This window comes from Marinomonas lutimaris (genome assembly GCF_019426345.1).
Lineage (GTDB): Bacteria > Pseudomonadota > Gammaproteobacteria > Pseudomonadales > Marinomonadaceae > Marinomonas > Marinomonas lutimaris.
This window is the reverse complement of sequence record NZ_JAHLLW010000002.1, coordinates 298,046-315,903: the sequence shown is the minus strand read 5'-3', so window position 1 is coordinate 315,903 and position 17,858 is coordinate 298,046. Positions and strand designations below refer to the sequence as shown.

16 protein-coding genes are annotated in these 17,858 nt (G+C 42.2%); 4 read left to right on the top strand and 12 right to left on the bottom strand.

Annotated elements, in window-relative coordinates; all coding sequences use genetic code 11:
* Positions 1–345 precede the first annotated feature (345 nt).
* Both ydiJ and KPL72_RS04395 read left to right on the top strand, forming a co-directional pair.
* The gene (gene ydiJ, locus KPL72_RS04400; RefSeq protein WP_219701997.1) at positions 346–3,420 is read left to right on the top strand and encodes a D-2-hydroxyglutarate dehydrogenase YdiJ; all 3,075 of its coding nucleotides are present in this window, start codon (positions 346–348) and stop codon (positions 3,418–3,420) included.
* Between the two features lie 72 nt (positions 3,421–3,492).
* Positions 3,493–4,221, top strand: coding sequence for a spermidine synthase (locus tag KPL72_RS04395; protein ID WP_212915175.1), 729 nt, complete (start codon positions 3,493–3,495; stop codon positions 4,219–4,221).
* Between the two features lie 99 nt (positions 4,222–4,320).
* On the opposite strand, the gene pgm is transcribed toward KPL72_RS04395, so the two are convergent.
* Both pgm and KPL72_RS04385 read right to left on the bottom strand, forming a co-directional pair.
* Entirely contained in the window at positions 4,321–5,964 is a 1,644-nt protein-coding gene (gene pgm / locus KPL72_RS04390) for a phosphoglucomutase (alpha-D-glucose-1,6-bisphosphate-dependent) (protein WP_219701996.1), read from the bottom strand.
* 143 nt (positions 5,965–6,107) lie between these two features.
* Entirely contained in the window at positions 6,108–7,232 is a 1,125-nt protein-coding gene (locus KPL72_RS04385) for a beta-ketoacyl-ACP synthase III (RefSeq protein WP_219701995.1), read from the bottom strand.
* Between the two features lie 277 nt (positions 7,233–7,509).
* Here KPL72_RS04385 and KPL72_RS04380 point away from each other — a divergent pair, with 277 nt between their 5' ends.
* Positions 7,510–8,655: a patatin-like phospholipase family protein gene (locus KPL72_RS04380; RefSeq protein ID WP_249422094.1), complete on the top strand. Its 1,146-nt coding sequence runs from the start codon at positions 7,510–7,512 to the stop codon at positions 8,653–8,655.
* A gap of 3 nt (positions 8,656–8,658) precedes the next feature.
* On the opposite strand, the gene murI is transcribed toward KPL72_RS04380, so the two are convergent.
* The 8 genes from murI to KPL72_RS04340 are packed head-to-tail and all read right to left on the bottom strand — an operon-like array spanning position 8,659 to position 15,274.
* Positions 8,659–9,504, bottom strand: coding sequence for a glutamate racemase (murI, locus tag KPL72_RS04375; protein WP_219701993.1), 846 nt, complete (start codon positions 9,502–9,504; stop codon positions 8,659–8,661).
* Complete coding sequence (gene murB, locus KPL72_RS04370) at positions 9,501–10,568, bottom strand: UDP-N-acetylmuramate dehydrogenase (RefSeq protein WP_249422093.1); 1,068 nt, start codon at positions 10,566–10,568, stop codon at positions 9,501–9,503. The genes murI and murB overlap by 4 nt, the downstream gene beginning before the upstream one ends.
* Positions 10,569–10,582: 14 nt before the next feature.
* The gene (locus tag KPL72_RS04365) at positions 10,583–11,059 is read right to left on the bottom strand and encodes a low molecular weight protein-tyrosine-phosphatase (RefSeq protein ID WP_212915169.1); all 477 of its coding nucleotides are present in this window, start codon (positions 11,057–11,059) and stop codon (positions 10,583–10,585) included.
* The gene (locus tag KPL72_RS04360) at positions 11,056–11,253 is read right to left on the bottom strand and encodes a Trm112 family protein (RefSeq protein WP_212915168.1); all 198 of its coding nucleotides are present in this window, start codon (positions 11,251–11,253) and stop codon (positions 11,056–11,058) included. Before KPL72_RS04360 ends, KPL72_RS04365 begins: the two co-directional genes overlap by 4 nt.
* Positions 11,250–12,284 (bottom strand): tetraacyldisaccharide 4'-kinase, encoded by a 1,035-nt coding sequence (gene lpxK / locus KPL72_RS04355; RefSeq protein ID WP_219701991.1) that lies wholly within the window; start codon positions 12,282–12,284, stop codon positions 11,250–11,252. Before lpxK ends, KPL72_RS04360 begins: the two co-directional genes overlap by 4 nt.
* The gene (locus KPL72_RS04350) at positions 12,281–12,703 is read right to left on the bottom strand and encodes an ExbD/TolR family protein (RefSeq protein ID WP_212915166.1); all 423 of its coding nucleotides are present in this window, start codon (positions 12,701–12,703) and stop codon (positions 12,281–12,283) included. The genes lpxK and KPL72_RS04350 overlap by 4 nt, the downstream gene beginning before the upstream one ends.
* Positions 12,700–13,326 carry a MotA/TolQ/ExbB proton channel family protein gene (locus KPL72_RS04345; RefSeq protein WP_212918802.1) on the bottom strand — a complete coding sequence of 209 codons (627 nt, stop codon included), beginning with the start codon at positions 13,324–13,326 and terminating at the stop codon, positions 12,700–12,702. The genes KPL72_RS04350 and KPL72_RS04345 overlap by 4 nt, the downstream gene beginning before the upstream one ends.
* Positions 13,327–13,339: 13 nt before the next feature.
* Positions 13,340–15,274 carry a ComEC/Rec2 family competence protein gene (locus KPL72_RS04340; protein ID WP_219701990.1) on the bottom strand — a complete coding sequence of 645 codons (1,935 nt, stop codon included), beginning with the start codon at positions 15,272–15,274 and terminating at the stop codon, positions 13,340–13,342.
* Between the two features lie 89 nt (positions 15,275–15,363).
* Here KPL72_RS04340 and KPL72_RS04335 point away from each other — a divergent pair, with 89 nt between their 5' ends.
* Positions 15,364–15,834, top strand: a complete 471-nt coding sequence (locus tag KPL72_RS04335) for a DUF2062 domain-containing protein (RefSeq protein ID WP_249411760.1) — start codon at positions 15,364–15,366, stop codon at positions 15,832–15,834.
* A gap of 73 nt (positions 15,835–15,907) precedes the next feature.
* On the opposite strand, the gene KPL72_RS04330 is transcribed toward KPL72_RS04335, so the two are convergent.
* Both KPL72_RS04330 and KPL72_RS04325 read right to left on the bottom strand, forming a co-directional pair.
* Complete coding sequence (locus tag KPL72_RS04330) at positions 15,908–16,606, bottom strand: ABC transporter ATP-binding protein (protein ID WP_212918799.1); 699 nt, start codon at positions 16,604–16,606, stop codon at positions 15,908–15,910.
* The gene (locus KPL72_RS04325; protein WP_212918798.1) at positions 16,599–17,843 is read right to left on the bottom strand and encodes a lipoprotein-releasing ABC transporter permease subunit; all 1,245 of its coding nucleotides are present in this window, start codon (positions 17,841–17,843) and stop codon (positions 16,599–16,601) included. Before KPL72_RS04325 ends, KPL72_RS04330 begins: the two co-directional genes overlap by 8 nt.
* Positions 17,844–17,858: the final 15 nt, after the last annotated feature.

Sequence of the window (17,858 nt, the reverse complement as noted above, 5' to 3'; positions counted from 1 at the left end):
TGTTTATAGGCATCATTCAAAATACGATTAATGATGACTACATAAACAAGTCTATATAAAAGAAAAATTGAAACTCGGAGTTAACCACCTAGTTTTCGGCGCAACGAGTCATGTGGCATTAATGTATTACTTTACGAAGTCAGTTAAATATCAACTACCTGTCACTTGCGAGAATTTCGAAAATTTGATTTTCATAGGTAACATTTTTACTCATGATTGTACGCATTATATTAATTCCTATGAAATTTTAGCGTATGTTCAGCAATTTTTTTCGCATCAGAAAATTCACTCTAACAGGCGTTTATTTGTTAAAATCTGCGCACTCATCATTTGTGGAGATGAAACATGATTCCAAAGCTTTCTGAAGTCTCACCGATTCAGGCTAAATACCTTTCTTTCATCGAACGCCTGAAAGCTTCAGGATTTTCAGGCGATACAAATCCTGATTATGCCAACCGTGTTGTCCTTTCAACTGATAACTCTATTTATCAAGTATTACCTCAAGGGGTCATCTTCCCTAAAAATACCCAAGACATTCAGTTGTTGGTGCAGTTATCTAACCAAGAAGAATTTAACGATGTTGTGTTAAGCCCTAGAGGTGGCGGCACTGGCACCAACGGTCAGTCGCTGACGGATGGATTAGTGATTGATCTATCCAAGCATATGAACCGTATTTTAGAAATTAACCCCGAAGAAGGTTGGGCTCGTGTTGAAGCTGGTGTGGTAAAAGATCAACTAAATAAAGCCATCAAGCCCCATGGTTTATTTTTCGCACCAGAGTTATCTACCAGTAACCGAGCGACTATTGGTGGCATGATCAACACCGATGCCAGCGGACAAGGCTCGGTAATGTATGGAAAAACGCGAGACCACGTTCTTGAATTAAAAACCGTATTGTTAGATGGGCATCTATTAGAATCTTCTCCTATTGATGACGAGACACTTACTAACATCCAAAGTGGTAGCGATTATTCTGCCCACGCTCACCGTGTTGTTGATAACATTCAGAAAAGCAAAGCCCAACAAATTAAAGAAACCTTCCCTGAACTTAACCGCTGTTTAACCGGCTATGATTTGGCTCACATTCGCACAGAGGATGGCCAGTTCAATATGAACTCGGTGCTTTGCGGATCAGAAGGCACGTTAGGTTTTATTGTCGAAGCCAAGGTAAATCTTCTGGCTATTCCGACTTATGCGGCTCTGGTCAATATTCGCTATGACAGTTTTGAAGGCTCGCTTCGTCATGCACGTGAACTGCTCGCCGCCAAGCCAACCTCTATCGAAACCGTCGACTCAAAAGTGCTTGGTCTTGCAAAGGGCGATATCGTTTGGAATTCTGTTGCTGAGTTTTTCCCAGAAAAAGCGGGAGAAAATATCCAAGGGATTAACCTCGTCGAATACACCGGCAATGATGAACAAGACGTTGCTAACAAAATCAAAATTCTCACTGACAAACTTGATGCCTTAGTTGCGCAAGGCGGAAGCAGTACGTTGGGTTATACCATTGCCATGGGGCACGACAACGTTAACAAGCTCTGGGCAATGCGTAAAAAGTCGGTTGGTCTGCTCGGTAACGCCAAGGGAGAGAGACGCCCTATTCCATTCGTTGAAGACACCGCCGTGCCGCCTGAAAACCTTGCCGATTTCATTATGGAATTTCGTGAAGTATTGGACAGTTACAATGTGCAATATGGTATGTTCGGTCATGTTGATGCAGGTGTTCTGCATGTTCGGCCTGCGCTTGATCTTAAAGACGAATCCCAAGAGCCCATGATCCGCGAAATCACCGACAAAGTAGTTGCGCTCACTCAGAAATACAATGGCTTACTCTGGGGTGAACATGGTAAAGGCGTTCGCTCTGAATACGCCCCCGCTTTTTTTGGCGAACTTTACCCAAGTGTTCAACAAGTGAAAGGCGCTTTCGATCCAAGAAACCAATTAAATCCTGGTAAAATCGCCACGCCGTTTGAACTCGGTGCGGATCTATTAAAAATCGATGCTGTACCGTTACGTGGCCAATTTGACCGTCAGATTCCATTGCAGAATCGTGATCAGTTTCAAGAAGGCATGTACTGTAATGGCAACGGCGCCTGCTATAACTTCGATCCCAATGACGCCATGTGCCCTTCCTGGAAAGGCACCCGAGATCGTCGTCACTCGCCAAAAGGTCGTGCCTCATTAATGCGCGAATGGCTACGTGGAATGAGCCAGCAAGGCGTAGATACGGTTAAAGCAAGCAAAGACGCCAAAGACAGCAACTTTCTTTTCAGCTTCTTTCCAAGGCTTAAAAACACGCTAGCGAAACGTCGCGGAGACTATGACTTCTCCAACGAAGTACATGATTCTATGATGGGCTGTTTAGCTTGTAAGTCTTGTGTCGGACAATGCCCAATTAAAGTCGATGTTCCAGAATTCAGAGCAAAATTCTTGGAGCTTTACTACAGCCGCTATTTGCGACCTGCCAAAGATTATCTTATTGGCTCGTTAGAATTCATGATGCCAACCATGGCGATATTTCCGCAGCCATACAATTGGTTGGTAAGCCGTAGTTGGGTGAATCACTTCAGTAGCAAATACATAGGTTTGGCCGATAACCCCAAACTGAGCAAGCTCAATTTGAAAAAAGAAATGTCTCGCCGTGGCATTCGCCTAGCGACACCTCTGGCTATTGAATCGTTAAGTCCCAAAGACCGCACCCGCGCTGTAATTGTGGTGCAAGATGCTTTCACCAGTTACTTTGAAACCGAATTGGTACTAGACACTATGGAAACTCTAAGTCGTCTAGGCTTCCAAGCTTATCTCGCGCCTTATATGCCTAATGGCAAACCATTGCATGTACATGGTTTCATGAAAGCTTTTAACCGCACTGCTCGTAAGAACTTAGATATGCTGCAAAGCTTGGCATTCTATGGCTTGCCATTTATAGGCATTGATCCTTCGATGACGCTGACTTATCGTTCAGAATACACCAAAGCTTTTAGTGATACTCGACAAATACCTAACATCCAGTTGATGCAAGAATGGCTAATGAAGAAAAGTGCGCATCTTATTAAGCAACCTTTAATGTGCGATGACTCGACTTACCATTTAATGACCCACTGCACAGAAAAAACCAATGCGGCAGCGTCAATTCAAGACTGGCAAAAAGTCTACAGTATTTTAGGCCTAGAACTAAAAGTAGAAAACGTCGGTTGCTGTGGCATGGCGGGGACTTATGGTCATGAAACCGCCAATAAAGAAACCTCGAAAACCATTTATGACTTGTCTTGGAAAGAAAAAGTAACCGACCCTGGTTTACTCGGAAAGCTAGTGGCAACAGGCTATTCTTGCCGTAGCCAAGCAAAACGTTTTGATGATGTCGCCATTCCTCATCCAGTGCAGGCAATCTTGAAGCATCTCAGAGAAGCACGCGTCGAGTAATTTTTAAATGCTTAAAGCTTATCAATAAGGCTCGGTTATTCGAGCCTTATCTATTTTTATTGAAGGAACACTATGTTATTACATGACAGCGCCGATGAACTTGGCCCAATTCGCATTTTTGATGATGGTCAATACCGCATTCTGTCTTTTGCCGAAGGTGATGAACAAAGCCGCATTCGCCTTTCTACGCCACATATTTTGCAGCACGAATACACTCAAGCCATGATGCTACCCTTGTTGTTTTGTGAGCCAAAACGAGTGTGTATCTTAGGGCTTGGCGGTGGCACTTTGCTTAATGCGCTTCATCATACGGTTCCTGCTATTCATATCACCGCTGTAGAACTACGCCAAGAAGTCATGGACGCTGCGGAAATGTATTTCAAATTACCCAGAGGCAAGCGCATCAACTTAGAAGTCGCCAATGGCATCGACTATATGGCAGAAGGCTTGCCGAAGAAAGTCGATTTGCTGATGACGGATCTTTATAACACTGAAGGAATGGACCGTGCGGTTCTCCAAACAAGTTTCATTGAAAACTGCGCCAAAAACATTAAAGAGGATGGTTGGTTAGCCTTAAACTGCTGGATTGATCAAAAGAATAATCATGACCTCACCGCCGTTATTAAGCAGCACTTTAACGATGTCAGAGCCTTAGATACGGGAAGTGGTAACTGGGTTATCATCGCAGGCAAAAGAATGAACAACAATAACGCCAAAGAACTAAAAGCCGCCGCACAAAAGCTCAGTGATAAAATGGGCTTTCAATTAGGCAAATGGCTGTCTAGGTTGTCAGAGATTTAATGTCACTTACCTTATTATCTGAAAACAAAAATGCCGCTTATCTATTTATAAGAACAAACGGCATTTTTTATGACAGATTCAATCTAAGTAGAATATAGACTAACTACCTAGCACACTATCTACTAAAGCTTTCGCCTCACTTTCTAGTGAGGCAAGATGCTCTTCTGATATAAAGCTCTCTAAATAGATTTTATAAACGTTTTCCGTACCTGATGGTCTAGCAGCAAACCAGCCATTTTCAGTAGATACTTTCAGTCCACCAATAGGCGCATTATTGCCTGGAGCGTGAGTCAGCACTGAAATGATTTCTTCACCAGCCAGCTCGGTTTGCGTCACGTCTTTTACATCCAACGCACCCAATAAAGCTTTCTGAGCTGTCGTTGCAGCTACATCGATACGCTTGTAAAAAGGCTTTCCATAGTTGGAAACTTGCGTTTCATACAGTGTCTGTGGATCTTTACCTGTTACCGCTAATATCTCGGCAGCAAGCAACGCCATTATGAATCCATCTTTATCGGTCGTCCAAACACTTGCGTCTTTACGTAGAAAAGAAGCTCCAGCACTTTCTTCACCACCAAACGCCATGGAGCCTTCGTATAAGCCTTCTACATACCATTTAAAACCAACAGGCACTTCACAAAGCTTGCGACCAAGACCAGCTACAACACGATCAATCATGCCACTGGAAACGAGCGTTTTGCCAAATTGAATGTCTTGTGGCCACAGCTTTCGGTGCTGGGATAAGTACTCAATAGCAACCGCTAAATACGCATTTGGATTCATCAATCCAAAGCCTGCACACACAATGCCATGACGGTCATAATCAGGATCGTTACCCACTGCAATATCGAAGTCATCTTTTAGCTTTAACAAACCTTGCATGGAGTAAGGTGAGGAACAATCCATGCGGATGCGACCATCTTTATCAAGCGGCACAAAACGGAAAGTAGGATCGACTTCTTTATTAACGACGGTAATGTCTAAGCCGTATTTTTTCGCGATAGGTTCCCAGTAATGAATGCCTGAGCCGCCCATCGGGTCCACACCAATGCGAATCTTTGCATCAGCAATGGCTTTCATATCAATGACATTTTCAAGATCGTTCACATAATGATTAATATAGTCAAAAGGCTCTATTAAACCGCTGGCTTCCACTTCATCTAAAGAGAAGCGTTTTATGCCTTTAAGGTTTGCCTCTAGTAATTCATTCGCTCTTTTTGCTACCCAATCGGTAATATCTTTGTCTGCTGGGCCACCTTTGCTGGAATTATATTTAATACCGCCATCTTCTGGTGGATTGTGAGAAGGCGTAATCACAATACCATCACTAGTGTCTGTTTGTGTTTTGTTGTGAGTTAACACAGCATGGGAAATAACCGGCGTTGGCGTATAGCCGCCGTTTAACTGAGTTCGTACACGAACACCATTGGCCGTGAGCACGCTCACTGTCGTTTGAAAAGCGGCTTCCGATAAGGCGTGTGTGTCCTTACCTAAATACAATGGACCAGTAATGTTTTTGGACAAGCGATATTCCGCAATCGCCTGAGCAATGGCTAAAATATGGTTCTCATTGAAGCGGGTCGAAAAAGCACTACCGCGATGACCGGATGTGCCAAAACTGACGCGTTCATCTGGGTGAGTAACCACTCGAGGCTTTTTCAGATAATAAGCCGACATAAGTTCAGGTAGGTTCACAAGTAAATCGTGAGAAGCAAGCTGCCCTGCTTGAGGATGAATTGCCATATTTTAAATGCCCTATTAAGTCATTGAAACCGATGCAATTAGTCTCTCTTATAATCACATCTGTTTCAATGACTTAACTTAGGTATTACTTAACTTAGACAATTTATTCTGCATTGAAAAGAATCAGTAATTTGCTGTCTAAATTAACGTTTACGAAGGATCAAACTACCTATTGAGTAACCTGCACCAAATGAACAAATCACACCAATATCACCTACAGCCAAGTCTTCATGGTGCTTAGCAAAAGCGATGATAGAACCAGCAGAAGCGGTATTCGCGTATTCATCAAGAACCACTGGCGCCTCTTCAAGCGTGGCATCTCGGCCAAGCAGTCGCTTGCTAATCAATAAGTTCATATTGATATTGGCCTGATGTAACCACCAGCGTTTTAATTGTGACACTTGAATACCTTGGCTCTTCAAATGGTTTTCAATATGTTCTGCTGCCATCGGGCAAACTTCCTTGAAAACTTTTCTACCATTCTGATGAAACAACATATCTGCCGAATAAGGGTCTTCATCGGTAACACGAGTCGTATAACCAAAATTAGAACGGATATTATTCGAGTACGAAGTTATACACTTAGTGCTTAGTACATCAAAAGAATGCGTGGACTGACAAGTTTCGCTGCTTTCAACCACCACTGCGGTTGCCACATCACCAAAAATAAAGTGCGAATCTCGGTCCATGTAATTGACTTGAGGCGATGTCAGTTCAGGGTTAATAACCAACACACCTTTTGACGATCCCGCTTTAATTGCATCAACGGCCCGCTGCAAACCAAAAGTAGCGGCCGAGCAGGCAACCAGCATATCAAAACCAAAACCTTCGATACCTAATGCCGCTTGCACCTCAATGGCAATCGCTGGATAAGAGCGCTGAGTATACGCGCAAGACACAATAACCATATCGATATCGCTGGCTTTTTTGTTTGCTGCGGCTAACGCTTTTTTCGCAGCGGCGATAGCCATTTCAGCTTGATGAGACATTTGTTCATCGCTGCGCACTTCCAAAATAGGACGCATACGATTAATGTCTAATGCGCCCTCTTTTGAATAAATGTAGCGGCTTTTTATACCCGATGCTTTTTCAATAAAAGCGGCACTAGAAAGAGGTTTAGCATCTATTTCGCCTTTTTCAATAGCATCAGAATTTTTGGCATTAAATTGTTCAGCCCAAGCGTTATAACTGTCTACCAGTTCTTCATTACTAATACTGTGCGCGGGTGTCCAAAGACCAACACCGCTAATGACGACAGAAGAGTTCATAGAGTTATCCTTTTTCTTATTATTCAAAAAGTATCAATTTATTTTTTTAAATAGTGATTTAAAGAGTATAGATGGGATTGTGGAATAGATTACCTAGACAGTCCACAATTAGTAATAATAAAGGCGCCATATTATTCAAAATACTTATATCTGGATATGGCATTATTCACTGCGTCACACCATACTACATACAAGCGAGTGATTGTTTTAATAGAAGAAAGCAGTATTTTATAAGACACATGGAATGCTTGAACAGATTCAGACTAAGCGAGCCTTTATGACAAATAACAATGCATTAATATTATCTGGTGGTGGCGCTCGTGCGGCATATCAAGTGGGCGTTTTATCAGCAATGGGGAAAATGCGCCCTAAACATACACCTCTCCCTTTTCCCATATTATGTGGCACATCAGCTGGGGCGTTAAATGCCACTATGCTCGCCTCTCATGCTGATAATTTTTCCAAAGCCGTATCTTCACTGGCTTTTGTCTGGCGTCACCTAACGCCAGATCAAATATACACTGTAGGCCGATGGCCTGTGGCCAGCTCTCTCACCAAAACTCTATTATCGTTATTCCATCTCCATAATCACGATAACTCTATCGCACTGATGGATAACTCGCCGTTAAAAGAACTACTCACAAATCATTTAGACTTTTCAAGAATAAAGAATGCTATTGATAAGCAGCAGTTAAAAGCCTTGGCCATCACTGCCATGAGTTACAGTACTGGTGAATCGACTACTTTTTTCCAGGGCACCCCTGAATTACAGGCATGGCAAGGAAATCGCCGAAAAGGCGTGGCGGCCAGTCTAGGTGTCGATCATCTACTAGCATCTAGTGCGATTCCAACAATATTTCCCGCGCACAAAATCCATAACCACTATTATGGCGATGGTGCGATACGGCAGAAATCAGCCATTTATCCAGCCCTTAAATTAGGCGCAGATAAGCTGTTTATCATAGGTGTGAGTGGCAACCGAAGCGCTAAGAAATGGGCAACACAAGAAAAAGATGTCGATACGAGTGCGCCAAGCATGGCGCAAATACTCGGCCAATTGTTAAACAGTGCGTTCATTGACAATCTTGAAGATGACATCTATCAGTTAGAAATAATGAATAGCCTTATTCGGGACCTTCCAAAAGATAAACAAGCCAATCACCAAAACCTTCCTACTGAGACATTAATTATTTCTCCATCAGAAGAGTTGAATGAGATAGCTCACCATTACATAACTACGCTGCCTAAAAACATTAGAATTCTGTTAAAAGCAGCAGGAGGCTCAACCAGGGAAAAAATCAGTTCTGCAGCGAGCTATTTGCTCTTCACCCCACAATATTGTCGGGCATTAATGGATTTAGGGTATCAAGATGCTATGTGGGAAAAAGATAGAATTATCGCTTTCTTTGAAAAGAATAATTAACCACTAAATCAATACATGTCTGCGGTCTTTAATAGCGTCGGATGAGATCACCCATGAAGTCAGACGCTGCATATTTTGAAAGCCTAGAGAACTACAAAGCTCGATGCCACCTTGATTTTGGCTGTTGTCTTGATTTTGGCTGTCGACCTTATGTTTAGAAGCAGCATCAAGTAACTGGCTCATTTCATCAGAATAAGACTCAGTTAGGCGACGAATTAGTTGCGCTGTCACGCCTTCACTAGGCTCTATGATCTCGCATTCGTTTCCAAGTATTTGCTCAAACAGATGCTTAACCAATGGATAATGAGTGCAAGCCAATACCAAGGTATCGATATTTTGTGCGAGCATTTCTTGGCTTAATTGCTGAATTGTTTGCTTAACTTTTTCTTCTGTTTCTGGCCAGGCATCAATATCAAAGGCTAATGTTGAACTGGACATAATAGAAACATGACTGTCCGCTTTCCATAGATCAATCAATTGATTTAAGCGCGGGCTTTCTGCCGTTACTGGTGTTGCAAGTACCGCCACTCTACGTTTTTTACTAAGGCGAAAAGCAGGTTTTACAGCAGGCTCGACACCAATAATCGGTAGCGAGGTACAAGCTCGAAGCGCATCAATAGCTGTCACCGTGGCGGTATTACAAGCAACAACAATTGCGCAAACCTTTTCATTTTCAAAAAAACGTCCGACTTTCACAAGTCTATCTTGTAACTGCTCAGCGCTTTTGCTGCCATATGGCGCAAAGGCATCATCAGCCAAGTACACCAAATCAAGATAAGGGTGTTTTTGATGTATGGCATTAAGGATGGTTAAGCCTCCAGCCCCAGAATCCATCACGCCAACTTTCACTTAAGTATCTCCATACCAAGAGGCAACTGGACCGGCTCTCGTTCCAGCTGAACACCATATTTATCATAAACGGATTGCTTTATTTGCGCTTCCAGTTCCAGCAAAGCAGTAGCGTTGGTTTCTGAATGATTTACTAACACCAAGGCTTGTTTTTCATAAACTCCCACGCCTTGATATTGTTTACCTTTCCAGCCAGCTTGGTCAATCAACCACCCTGCTGCCAATTTAAAACCCTCTTCAAATGGAAAAGACACTAGGTTTGGAAAACGATCTTTTAGCTCATCATGCTGAGCCGGACTAACAATCGGGTTTTTAAAGAAACTGCCGGAGTTTGCTAGTACTGCAGGATCTGGTAATTTTTCATTTCGAACATGACACACTGTATCAAAAACGGTCTGAAGGCTTGGCTTTCCTTCAATTTTTTCGGACAAGCCACCATAGTTTAATAATAGTTCTGATTGTTTTTTCAAAGACAGCTCAACCGAAGTAATGAGCAACAAGTTCTTCCATTGGCCTTTAAAATAACTGTCTCTATAAGCGAAACCGCAGTCTTTACCATTTATCCAGTAAACATCACCAGTGTTTCGATTGATGACCTGAACACGGGCCAAGACATCTTTTATTTCAACACCGTAAGCGCCGATATTTTGTACTGGAGCCGCACCGGTAGTACCTGGAATTAAAGCGAGGTTTTCAATTCCATACCACCTTTGAGCGACAGCGTATTCGACTACTTTATGCCAGTTTTCACCAGCCGCAACCGTCAAACTCACAAGATTTCCCGCGTGCTCTCTTGCGCTAATACCAGATAATCGATTAATAATAACAAGACCAGATACATCGGCCGAAATAAGCAAATTACTGCCACCGCCAATCATGGTCACGTTTTTTTGAAAATATTTCGCCCAAGCCAATAAGGCTTTTAAGGAATCTAAAGTATCTGCTATTGCAAAATATTCAGCAGAGTAGTCAAAACGAAAGGTATTGTAAGTTGCTAGGGAAACATTTTCTTGAATGGAGTTTTCAATGCGCTGCGCAAAGGCATCTTCGGTATTGAATCGCATTTTCATTGTCTAGTTTAATCTTCTCTATTGGAATGAAGGTGATGCACAAACGCGTCGGCAATATTCGTAAGGTGCTTTCTCATCTCAGAAAAACCTTCGTCGCCACCATAATAAGGGTCCGCCACTTCACCAAATGCAGCATGATCATAAAACTCACCAAACATAACTAATGTCGCTTTGCTGTTTTTAGGTTGAATTTTCTTAAGGTTAGACAGATTTTCTCTGTCCATCGCCAAAATCCAATCAAACTCATCAAAATCGGCCTTAGTAACTTGTCTAGCTTGTTGACGGCTGATGTCAATGCCAACCTGATGAAGCGCTTTAATTGACCGTGCATCTGGCGGATTACCTACGTGATAAGCCGCCGTTCCAGCTGAATCAAGCTCTAAAAATACATTATGCTTAGCCGCAACGTTTTCTAAAATACCTTGCGCCGCGGGTGATCGACAAATATTGCCTAAGCATACCGTTAGCACTTTATAGGATCTCATTTTGCCGAACCTGACTCTAAGCGCTCATCAGTAGTTAAGGTGCGCGCTTCTGTTTCTAACAAAACAGGAATACCATCGCGAACTGGATAAGCCATTCCACCCACTTTGCTGATCAATTCAGTTCCGTCTTTGCTTAACGTCAAAGAAGCTTTAGTTACAGGGCAAACAAGGATATCAAGTAAGGTTTTATTCATGGGAGTAATCCATTTTTAATAAGGTTAAGTTTTTCTAAAAATGCTTGCTGAAAGCTTATTGGCAATACCAAAGACACGGGTAAATACCAAACATTTGAATTCGATAACTCAAGAGATTGGCATTTAACTGCATCTTTCTCTGTCATCACCACTGCGCCATCAATAGGAACGTCAGTTTCTTCAAACGCATGATGATCAGTAAACCATTGATGAGTGATGTTGTTCTTGTGTAATCCTAAACGCTCTAGGGTTGCCATAAAGCGCTCAGGATTACCGATTCCCGCCATAATATGCCAATTTGAATTTGCTGCAAAAACGTCATGGCAATCTAGACTCTTACTTCCATCCAGTGACACCAATTTAGTGGGCACTAATGGTGCTAGCGTAATAGGCAAGTTTAAGGCCTCTAGAGGCTTAGTCATCGACTCAGAAATACTAACCACAAAATCGACTTCAGAAAGACGCGTAATAGGCTCTCGCAATGGACCTACAGGTAGCAGATGCCCATTCCCAACGCCACGGGTGGCATCTAGCATCGCGACTTCAATATCTCGATTGAGCTGATAATGCTGCATACCATCATCGCTCACTACAACATTCACATCTGTTGTACTCAATAGAAACTTTACCGCTTCATCCCTTTTAGGGAAAACTACCATAGGACAAGCCGCTCGGCGAGACAGCATGACAGGTTCATCCCCCACATCTTGAGGCAGACTATCTGGGTAAACATGGGTCGGCGTTTCAACTTTTGCACCGTGGCCACGAGAAACAATACCTGGACGATATCCATGCTCGACTAAGAGTTTGCACAGAGCCACAACCATAGGTGACTTGCCAGTTCCACCCACACTAATATTACCGACAACAATAACTGGAACGGGGGCTTTATATGATAATTCAGGGTGAGATAAAAACGCTTTGCGCTTATTCACTACTGCTTTTTTTATCAAAGGCTGCAGCGGCCGAAATACATTTGTCCAACCGTAACGAGCATACCATGAGCGTGTAAATAAAGACTCTACACTCACTGGGCAGGCTCTTTCTGAGCAGTATGCGCAAGTTTCGTAATACCAAGGCTTGCGGCTGCATCGTATACTCTTAGAACCATGTCATAAGAGGCCTTTGCGTCAGCGGTAATAATAAGTGGTCGAGTATAATCGCCTTCACTTACTTCTTTTAAGCCTTGGATCAAGGTGCTTACTTTTTCATTAATCAATGTCTGACCGTTGATAACATATTGACCATCTGCAGTAATTACCAACTCGACATTCTTAGAACGATCTGAACTTGGGGCATTTGATGTTGCCGTTGGTAAATCAATTGTCAACTCAGTACTTTGATTAAAAGTCGTGCTGACCATAAAGAAAATAAGCAATAAAAAGACGACGTCAATCAGAGGCGTTATATTGATTTGAACGTCATCTATTTTTTGACGACGAAATTTCACTGTGCGACTCCTGACTTATCTCGATCACCGTGTAGCGAGTCAATCAATTTGGTAGACTGCTGCTCCATAGTAACAACCAGCTCATCGATTCGACGACTGAAAAAACGATGAAAAATCAAAGCCGGTATCGCGACACCAAGGCCTGCTGCCGTTGTTAGCAAAGCTTCAGAAATACCGCCCGCTAATAAAGCAGTATTGCCTGCGCCACTTTCCATCAATACTGAAAATACTTTAATCATGCCTACAACAGTACCCAGCAAGCCGAGCAACGGTGAAATCGCTGCGATAGTACCTAGCGTATTCATAAAGCGTTCTAATTCATGGATCACATGGCTAGCGGCTTCTTGAACACTCTCTTTCATTGCTCCACGACCATGTTTTGAATTTAGTAGTCCTGCTGCAAAAATAGACGCCAAACCTGTTTTAGCCTGCATTGAGCGAATATACTCAATAGTCATTCTGTCATCTCGTAATCTCGCCATCACATCCGACAAAAGACCATTTGGCGCAACCCCCGCTTTGCGAAGCGTCCAAAAACGCTCAATAATAATAGCCAGCGTTAGGATGGAACACGCCATTAAGGGCCACATGAAAAAACCACCAGTTTGAATAAAGGCTAACACTTCGCTCTCCAATTTAAGTTTGAACGTAATTTAACACACTCTCTAACTTTTCTACACGTTTGCAAGTGTCAGATTTTAAGAGAAAAAATGAATAGATACAGGATGAATGACGCAATGAGATATAGTCACCTTGGAAATAAAATGCTAAGGATTCACCCGGCGAAATTACTAACCAATCTACATTAAGTGCATCCAGCATCACCTGTGTTTGTTCTGACTCCTCTCTTTTAAACATTACCCATTCAATGCCATGATCTAACAGCATTTGTGGCGAGAGGTTTTTTACCGAACTGGGTGATAGAATGTAAGCATGCTGTCTATCCACTTTTAAATAAGAACCAATCATTAATCGCGAAAGATCTATGCCAGTCCACGAATCGGACAACAAAACGCCATTTCGGTCAGAAAGAGTCAATGTGTTTTCTCTATTCGCCAGTGTTATATCTGCATTTGAAACATTAAACAGCATGGAAGAAAATAAAATACACCAAATTCCAAGCGCACTTACAACACCTCGCTTTAAGGGGCTCTGATAGACCCAACAAGCAATTAACAGCAGCATAATAAATCGTGGAACACTCGATACAAATTGCTCAAAAAATAGTAAAGGCAAGTTAAAAGCAATCCACTCAACAGGTATGATTACATAATAAAGTAACCTATCTAATAATTCGTAGCTATGGGTTGACCCTATAGCCAACGCCTCCAAACCAGAAACCATACCCCATGGAAACCATACAAAAGCCGCAAACGGAATCAACAACACATTCACTAAAATTGAGACACTAGAAATAGCATCTTGCCAGCCGAGTATTAGCACCATTGAAGCGGTACTCAGCATAACCTGCACCATAAATAATCTGGGCACTTTAGTAGATGTTTGACAGTAACCGATTAACAGATACACCATGCTAAAAGACAGCCATAAGCCTGGACTTAGCACTGTCCTTGGGTTAGATAAGAGCACTAGCCATAAAGCAAAAGTAATAATGCTATAAGGCGAAACTTTCAAAGCCAACATGCGAGCGCATAAATAAACACTGAGCATAATAGAAGCCCTTACAACTGGCTCGCCCCAGTGTGTTATATAGGCATAAGTAAATAGTAAAGGCATAACTATGATGGCATCAAAATGCCAACGCGTAAGACCAGAAAGCATTATTTGGCTGGGCAGACATCGCCAAACCATTCGACTTATCAAGCAACCAATCGCGAACATAAAACCGGTGTGCAACCCTGAAACGACAAATAGATGAGCCAAGCCAAGAGTGCGAATTATCCAAGTATCTCGCTCACTCCACAAATCGTCCTGCCCTAACAGCAATGCTTTAGAAAACCGCCAAGAATTAAAAGATCCAAACAAGGTATCAAGTTTAGTAAATAACTGGTCGTGCAAAGAAAAATGAACTTGATCAATGCTGGATATATCTTCGTCCGCAAATTGAATAGTTAGCTGCGCCATTTGTTTTTTTACATAGAGTTGCTTTTGCCACCAAGGACCGTTTTTATCTGGTAGCAAGATATTGGTCACTTCACCTCGATATGAGGCATTCGATTGGGCTTCGTGAATTGAAGCCATGCTGCTAAAGGTTAAAGAAAAATCATCAATAGTTTGCCTGCGACCCTGACCAGAAAAATACACAATACTGACAGGCAACTCCTTAGTTAAAGCAACGACACTTGGAATTTCATTCTTATTGATGATTAAGTTTTTTCTTTCAAAATCAACCAATACAACGCTACCAACGCGCAAAAGCAAAGGTGATGTTGGTAGAAGCTCGCTAGAAATGATGGAAATAAAGGAGAGAAGTGTCAAAAACAAAACTATTAAACGCTTTGACCACATTAAGTAGAGACACACCAGAATGATATGAGTAGAATACACCCACAAATAATCGCTCGGCACCAATATGGCGCCCATCAATATGGACAAACTACTTAGTAACATAAGACCTCCTTGTCTTAAATTGCTAAATTATTTTTTACCTGATTATGCCGAAGAATTATCTAAAAAAATTCATACCAAATCCAGAAAAGTTGAAGCAAAGCAAGGCTTTAGGTCTTTTAGGCGCTCAAATTTACGAAGCTAATTTATGGCATCTAAATCGTAAATCTGTGGCAAGAGCTTTCTTTAATGGCTTATTTTGGGCATTTATTCCGATGCCATTTCAAATGCTTGCATCAGCCTTACTTGCGGTTCCGCTGCGAGCGAACATACCTCTGTCTATTGCTCTTGTATGGATCACCAACCCCCTCACTATGCCATTTGTATTTTACTTCAACTACAAGGTTGGCACATTAATCTTAGGTTCTCACGATGAGAAAAACTTTCAACTCTCCGTTGAATGGATCTGGGATAAAATGGAACACATTTGGATGCCGCTTTATGTTGGCTCAATTGTATCAGGTTTGATTGTTGGTGCGATCAGCTACGCCGTAATCACTATTTTATGGCGCCTTCATGTCATTAAACGCTGGAAAGAGCGTAAACTTAGAAACAGTAAATAACCTATTCAGTAAAAATAAAAAAACCAAGATTCTTTAATCTTGGTTTTTTTGTAACTAAATTAGCCAACCTTAACTAAGCATTCGCTTGTTTTAACGGATGCAAAGCCCCTTGCGACAAACGATAAGCAGAATCCATCCAACTCAACATTTTCTCGTCATGAGTAACGACAAGAAACGCCATATCATAAGTGGTTTTGAGTGTATTAATTAGATTCTGGATTTCTAAAGATGTTGTTTCATCTAGATTACCCGTTGGCTCATCCATCAACACACAGGCTGGGCGATTTGCTAGAGCGCGCGCAATAGCAACACGCTGACGCTCGCCACCTGATAATTGAGAAGGTTTATGGTTTAAACGATCCTTTAGACCAACCTGAGCCAAAAGCTCTTCTCCACGATGCTGAGCTTCTTTTTTATCCATGCCAGCAATCCACATTGGCATCAATACATTTTCTAATGCCGTAAACTCTGGTAGCAAGTGGTGAAATTGATAAACAAAGCCCATTTCCTTGTTGCGCATCTTAGCTCGCTTTGAATCCTTCATGCTAGACCAAGATACACCCGCCAAACTCACCTCGCCGGTTGTAGCCAAATCCAAACCTGCCAACAAATTCAATAAGGTCGTTTTACCAGAGCCTGATGAGCCGACAATGGCACAAGCCTCTCCTTTACTTAAGGTTAGATCGATTGAACGAAAAACATCTACCACCTGCTTACCATCTTGATATTGCTTAGAAAGTTCACGACATTCTAAAACGATACTATTACTCATAGCGTAACGCCTCCGCTGGCTCTACTTTCGAAGCTCGCCAAGCTGGGTAAATAGTAGCGGCCACCGTCATAATAAATGCAGATATAACAATTAGCTTCACATCAGACCATTGAAGCTCTGAGGGTAAATAGTTAATAAAGTAAACATCTGCACTCAAGAACTGAACATTTAATAGCGTCTGCAGAGCAGCAATAATCTCACTCACGTTGAGCGCTAAGGTTACACCCAAAATAACACCGATAAGTGTTCCGAGCATGCCGATGAACATACCTTGCACAACAAAGATCCACATAACCTGACTTGAGGTTAACCCCATAGTTCTTAGGATGGCGATGTCGTTTCGCTTATCTGTCACCACCATAACTAAGGTAGAAACGATATTAAAAGCGGCCACAGCAACAATTAACAGTAACAACAAACCAATCATGGTTTTTTCCATTTTTATCGCTTGGAAAAGGCTGCCATGGGTGCGGGTCCAGTCACTCACTCTGTTTTGGCCTGGTACTGCACGAGCAATATCCCAAATACGTGACGGCGCTACAAACAAGTCATCAAATGAAATTCGTAGTGCTTCTATGTCATCGTCTTTATAGCGCTTTAACTTAGCGGCATCTTTAATGTTAATGTAGGCAAGACTGCTGTCCAACTCCGCCCCAACTTCAAAGGTTCCTACTACGGTAAATCGCTTTAAGACAGGCGCGACACCTGCAATAGACACATTGGCCTTGGGCAGTATTGCCGTTACTTTATCGCCAATATCGACTCTTAACATTTTGGCTAGCTGAGCACCTAGAACAATCCCAAAGCTTGTCTCATTAAGTGCATCCAACGAGCCTGAAGCCATATTGTCGCCAATAATAGAGACCTTCTGTTCCATTTCTGGATTGATGCCATTTAGAATCGCACCATGAACACTTTCACCAGACTGAAACATAACTTGCGCTTGAATATGAGGCGCAACACCCACAACATTTGGCATTTTTTCAACTAATTTTGCGGTATCACGCCAATCATTTAATACAGGATCTCCCCACAAAGTAGCATGAGGAACCATACCTAAAATCCGTTGACGTAATTCACGATCAAAGCCATTCATCACAGATAGAACAGTAATAAGAACCATCACGCCAAGTGCAAGACCAGCGATGGAAGAAAAGCTAATAAAAGAAATGAAGTGATTGGAGCGTTTTGCTCGGGCATAACGCAAACCGATAGCAAAAGGGAGGAAGTTAATCAATGTATGTCCTTGTAT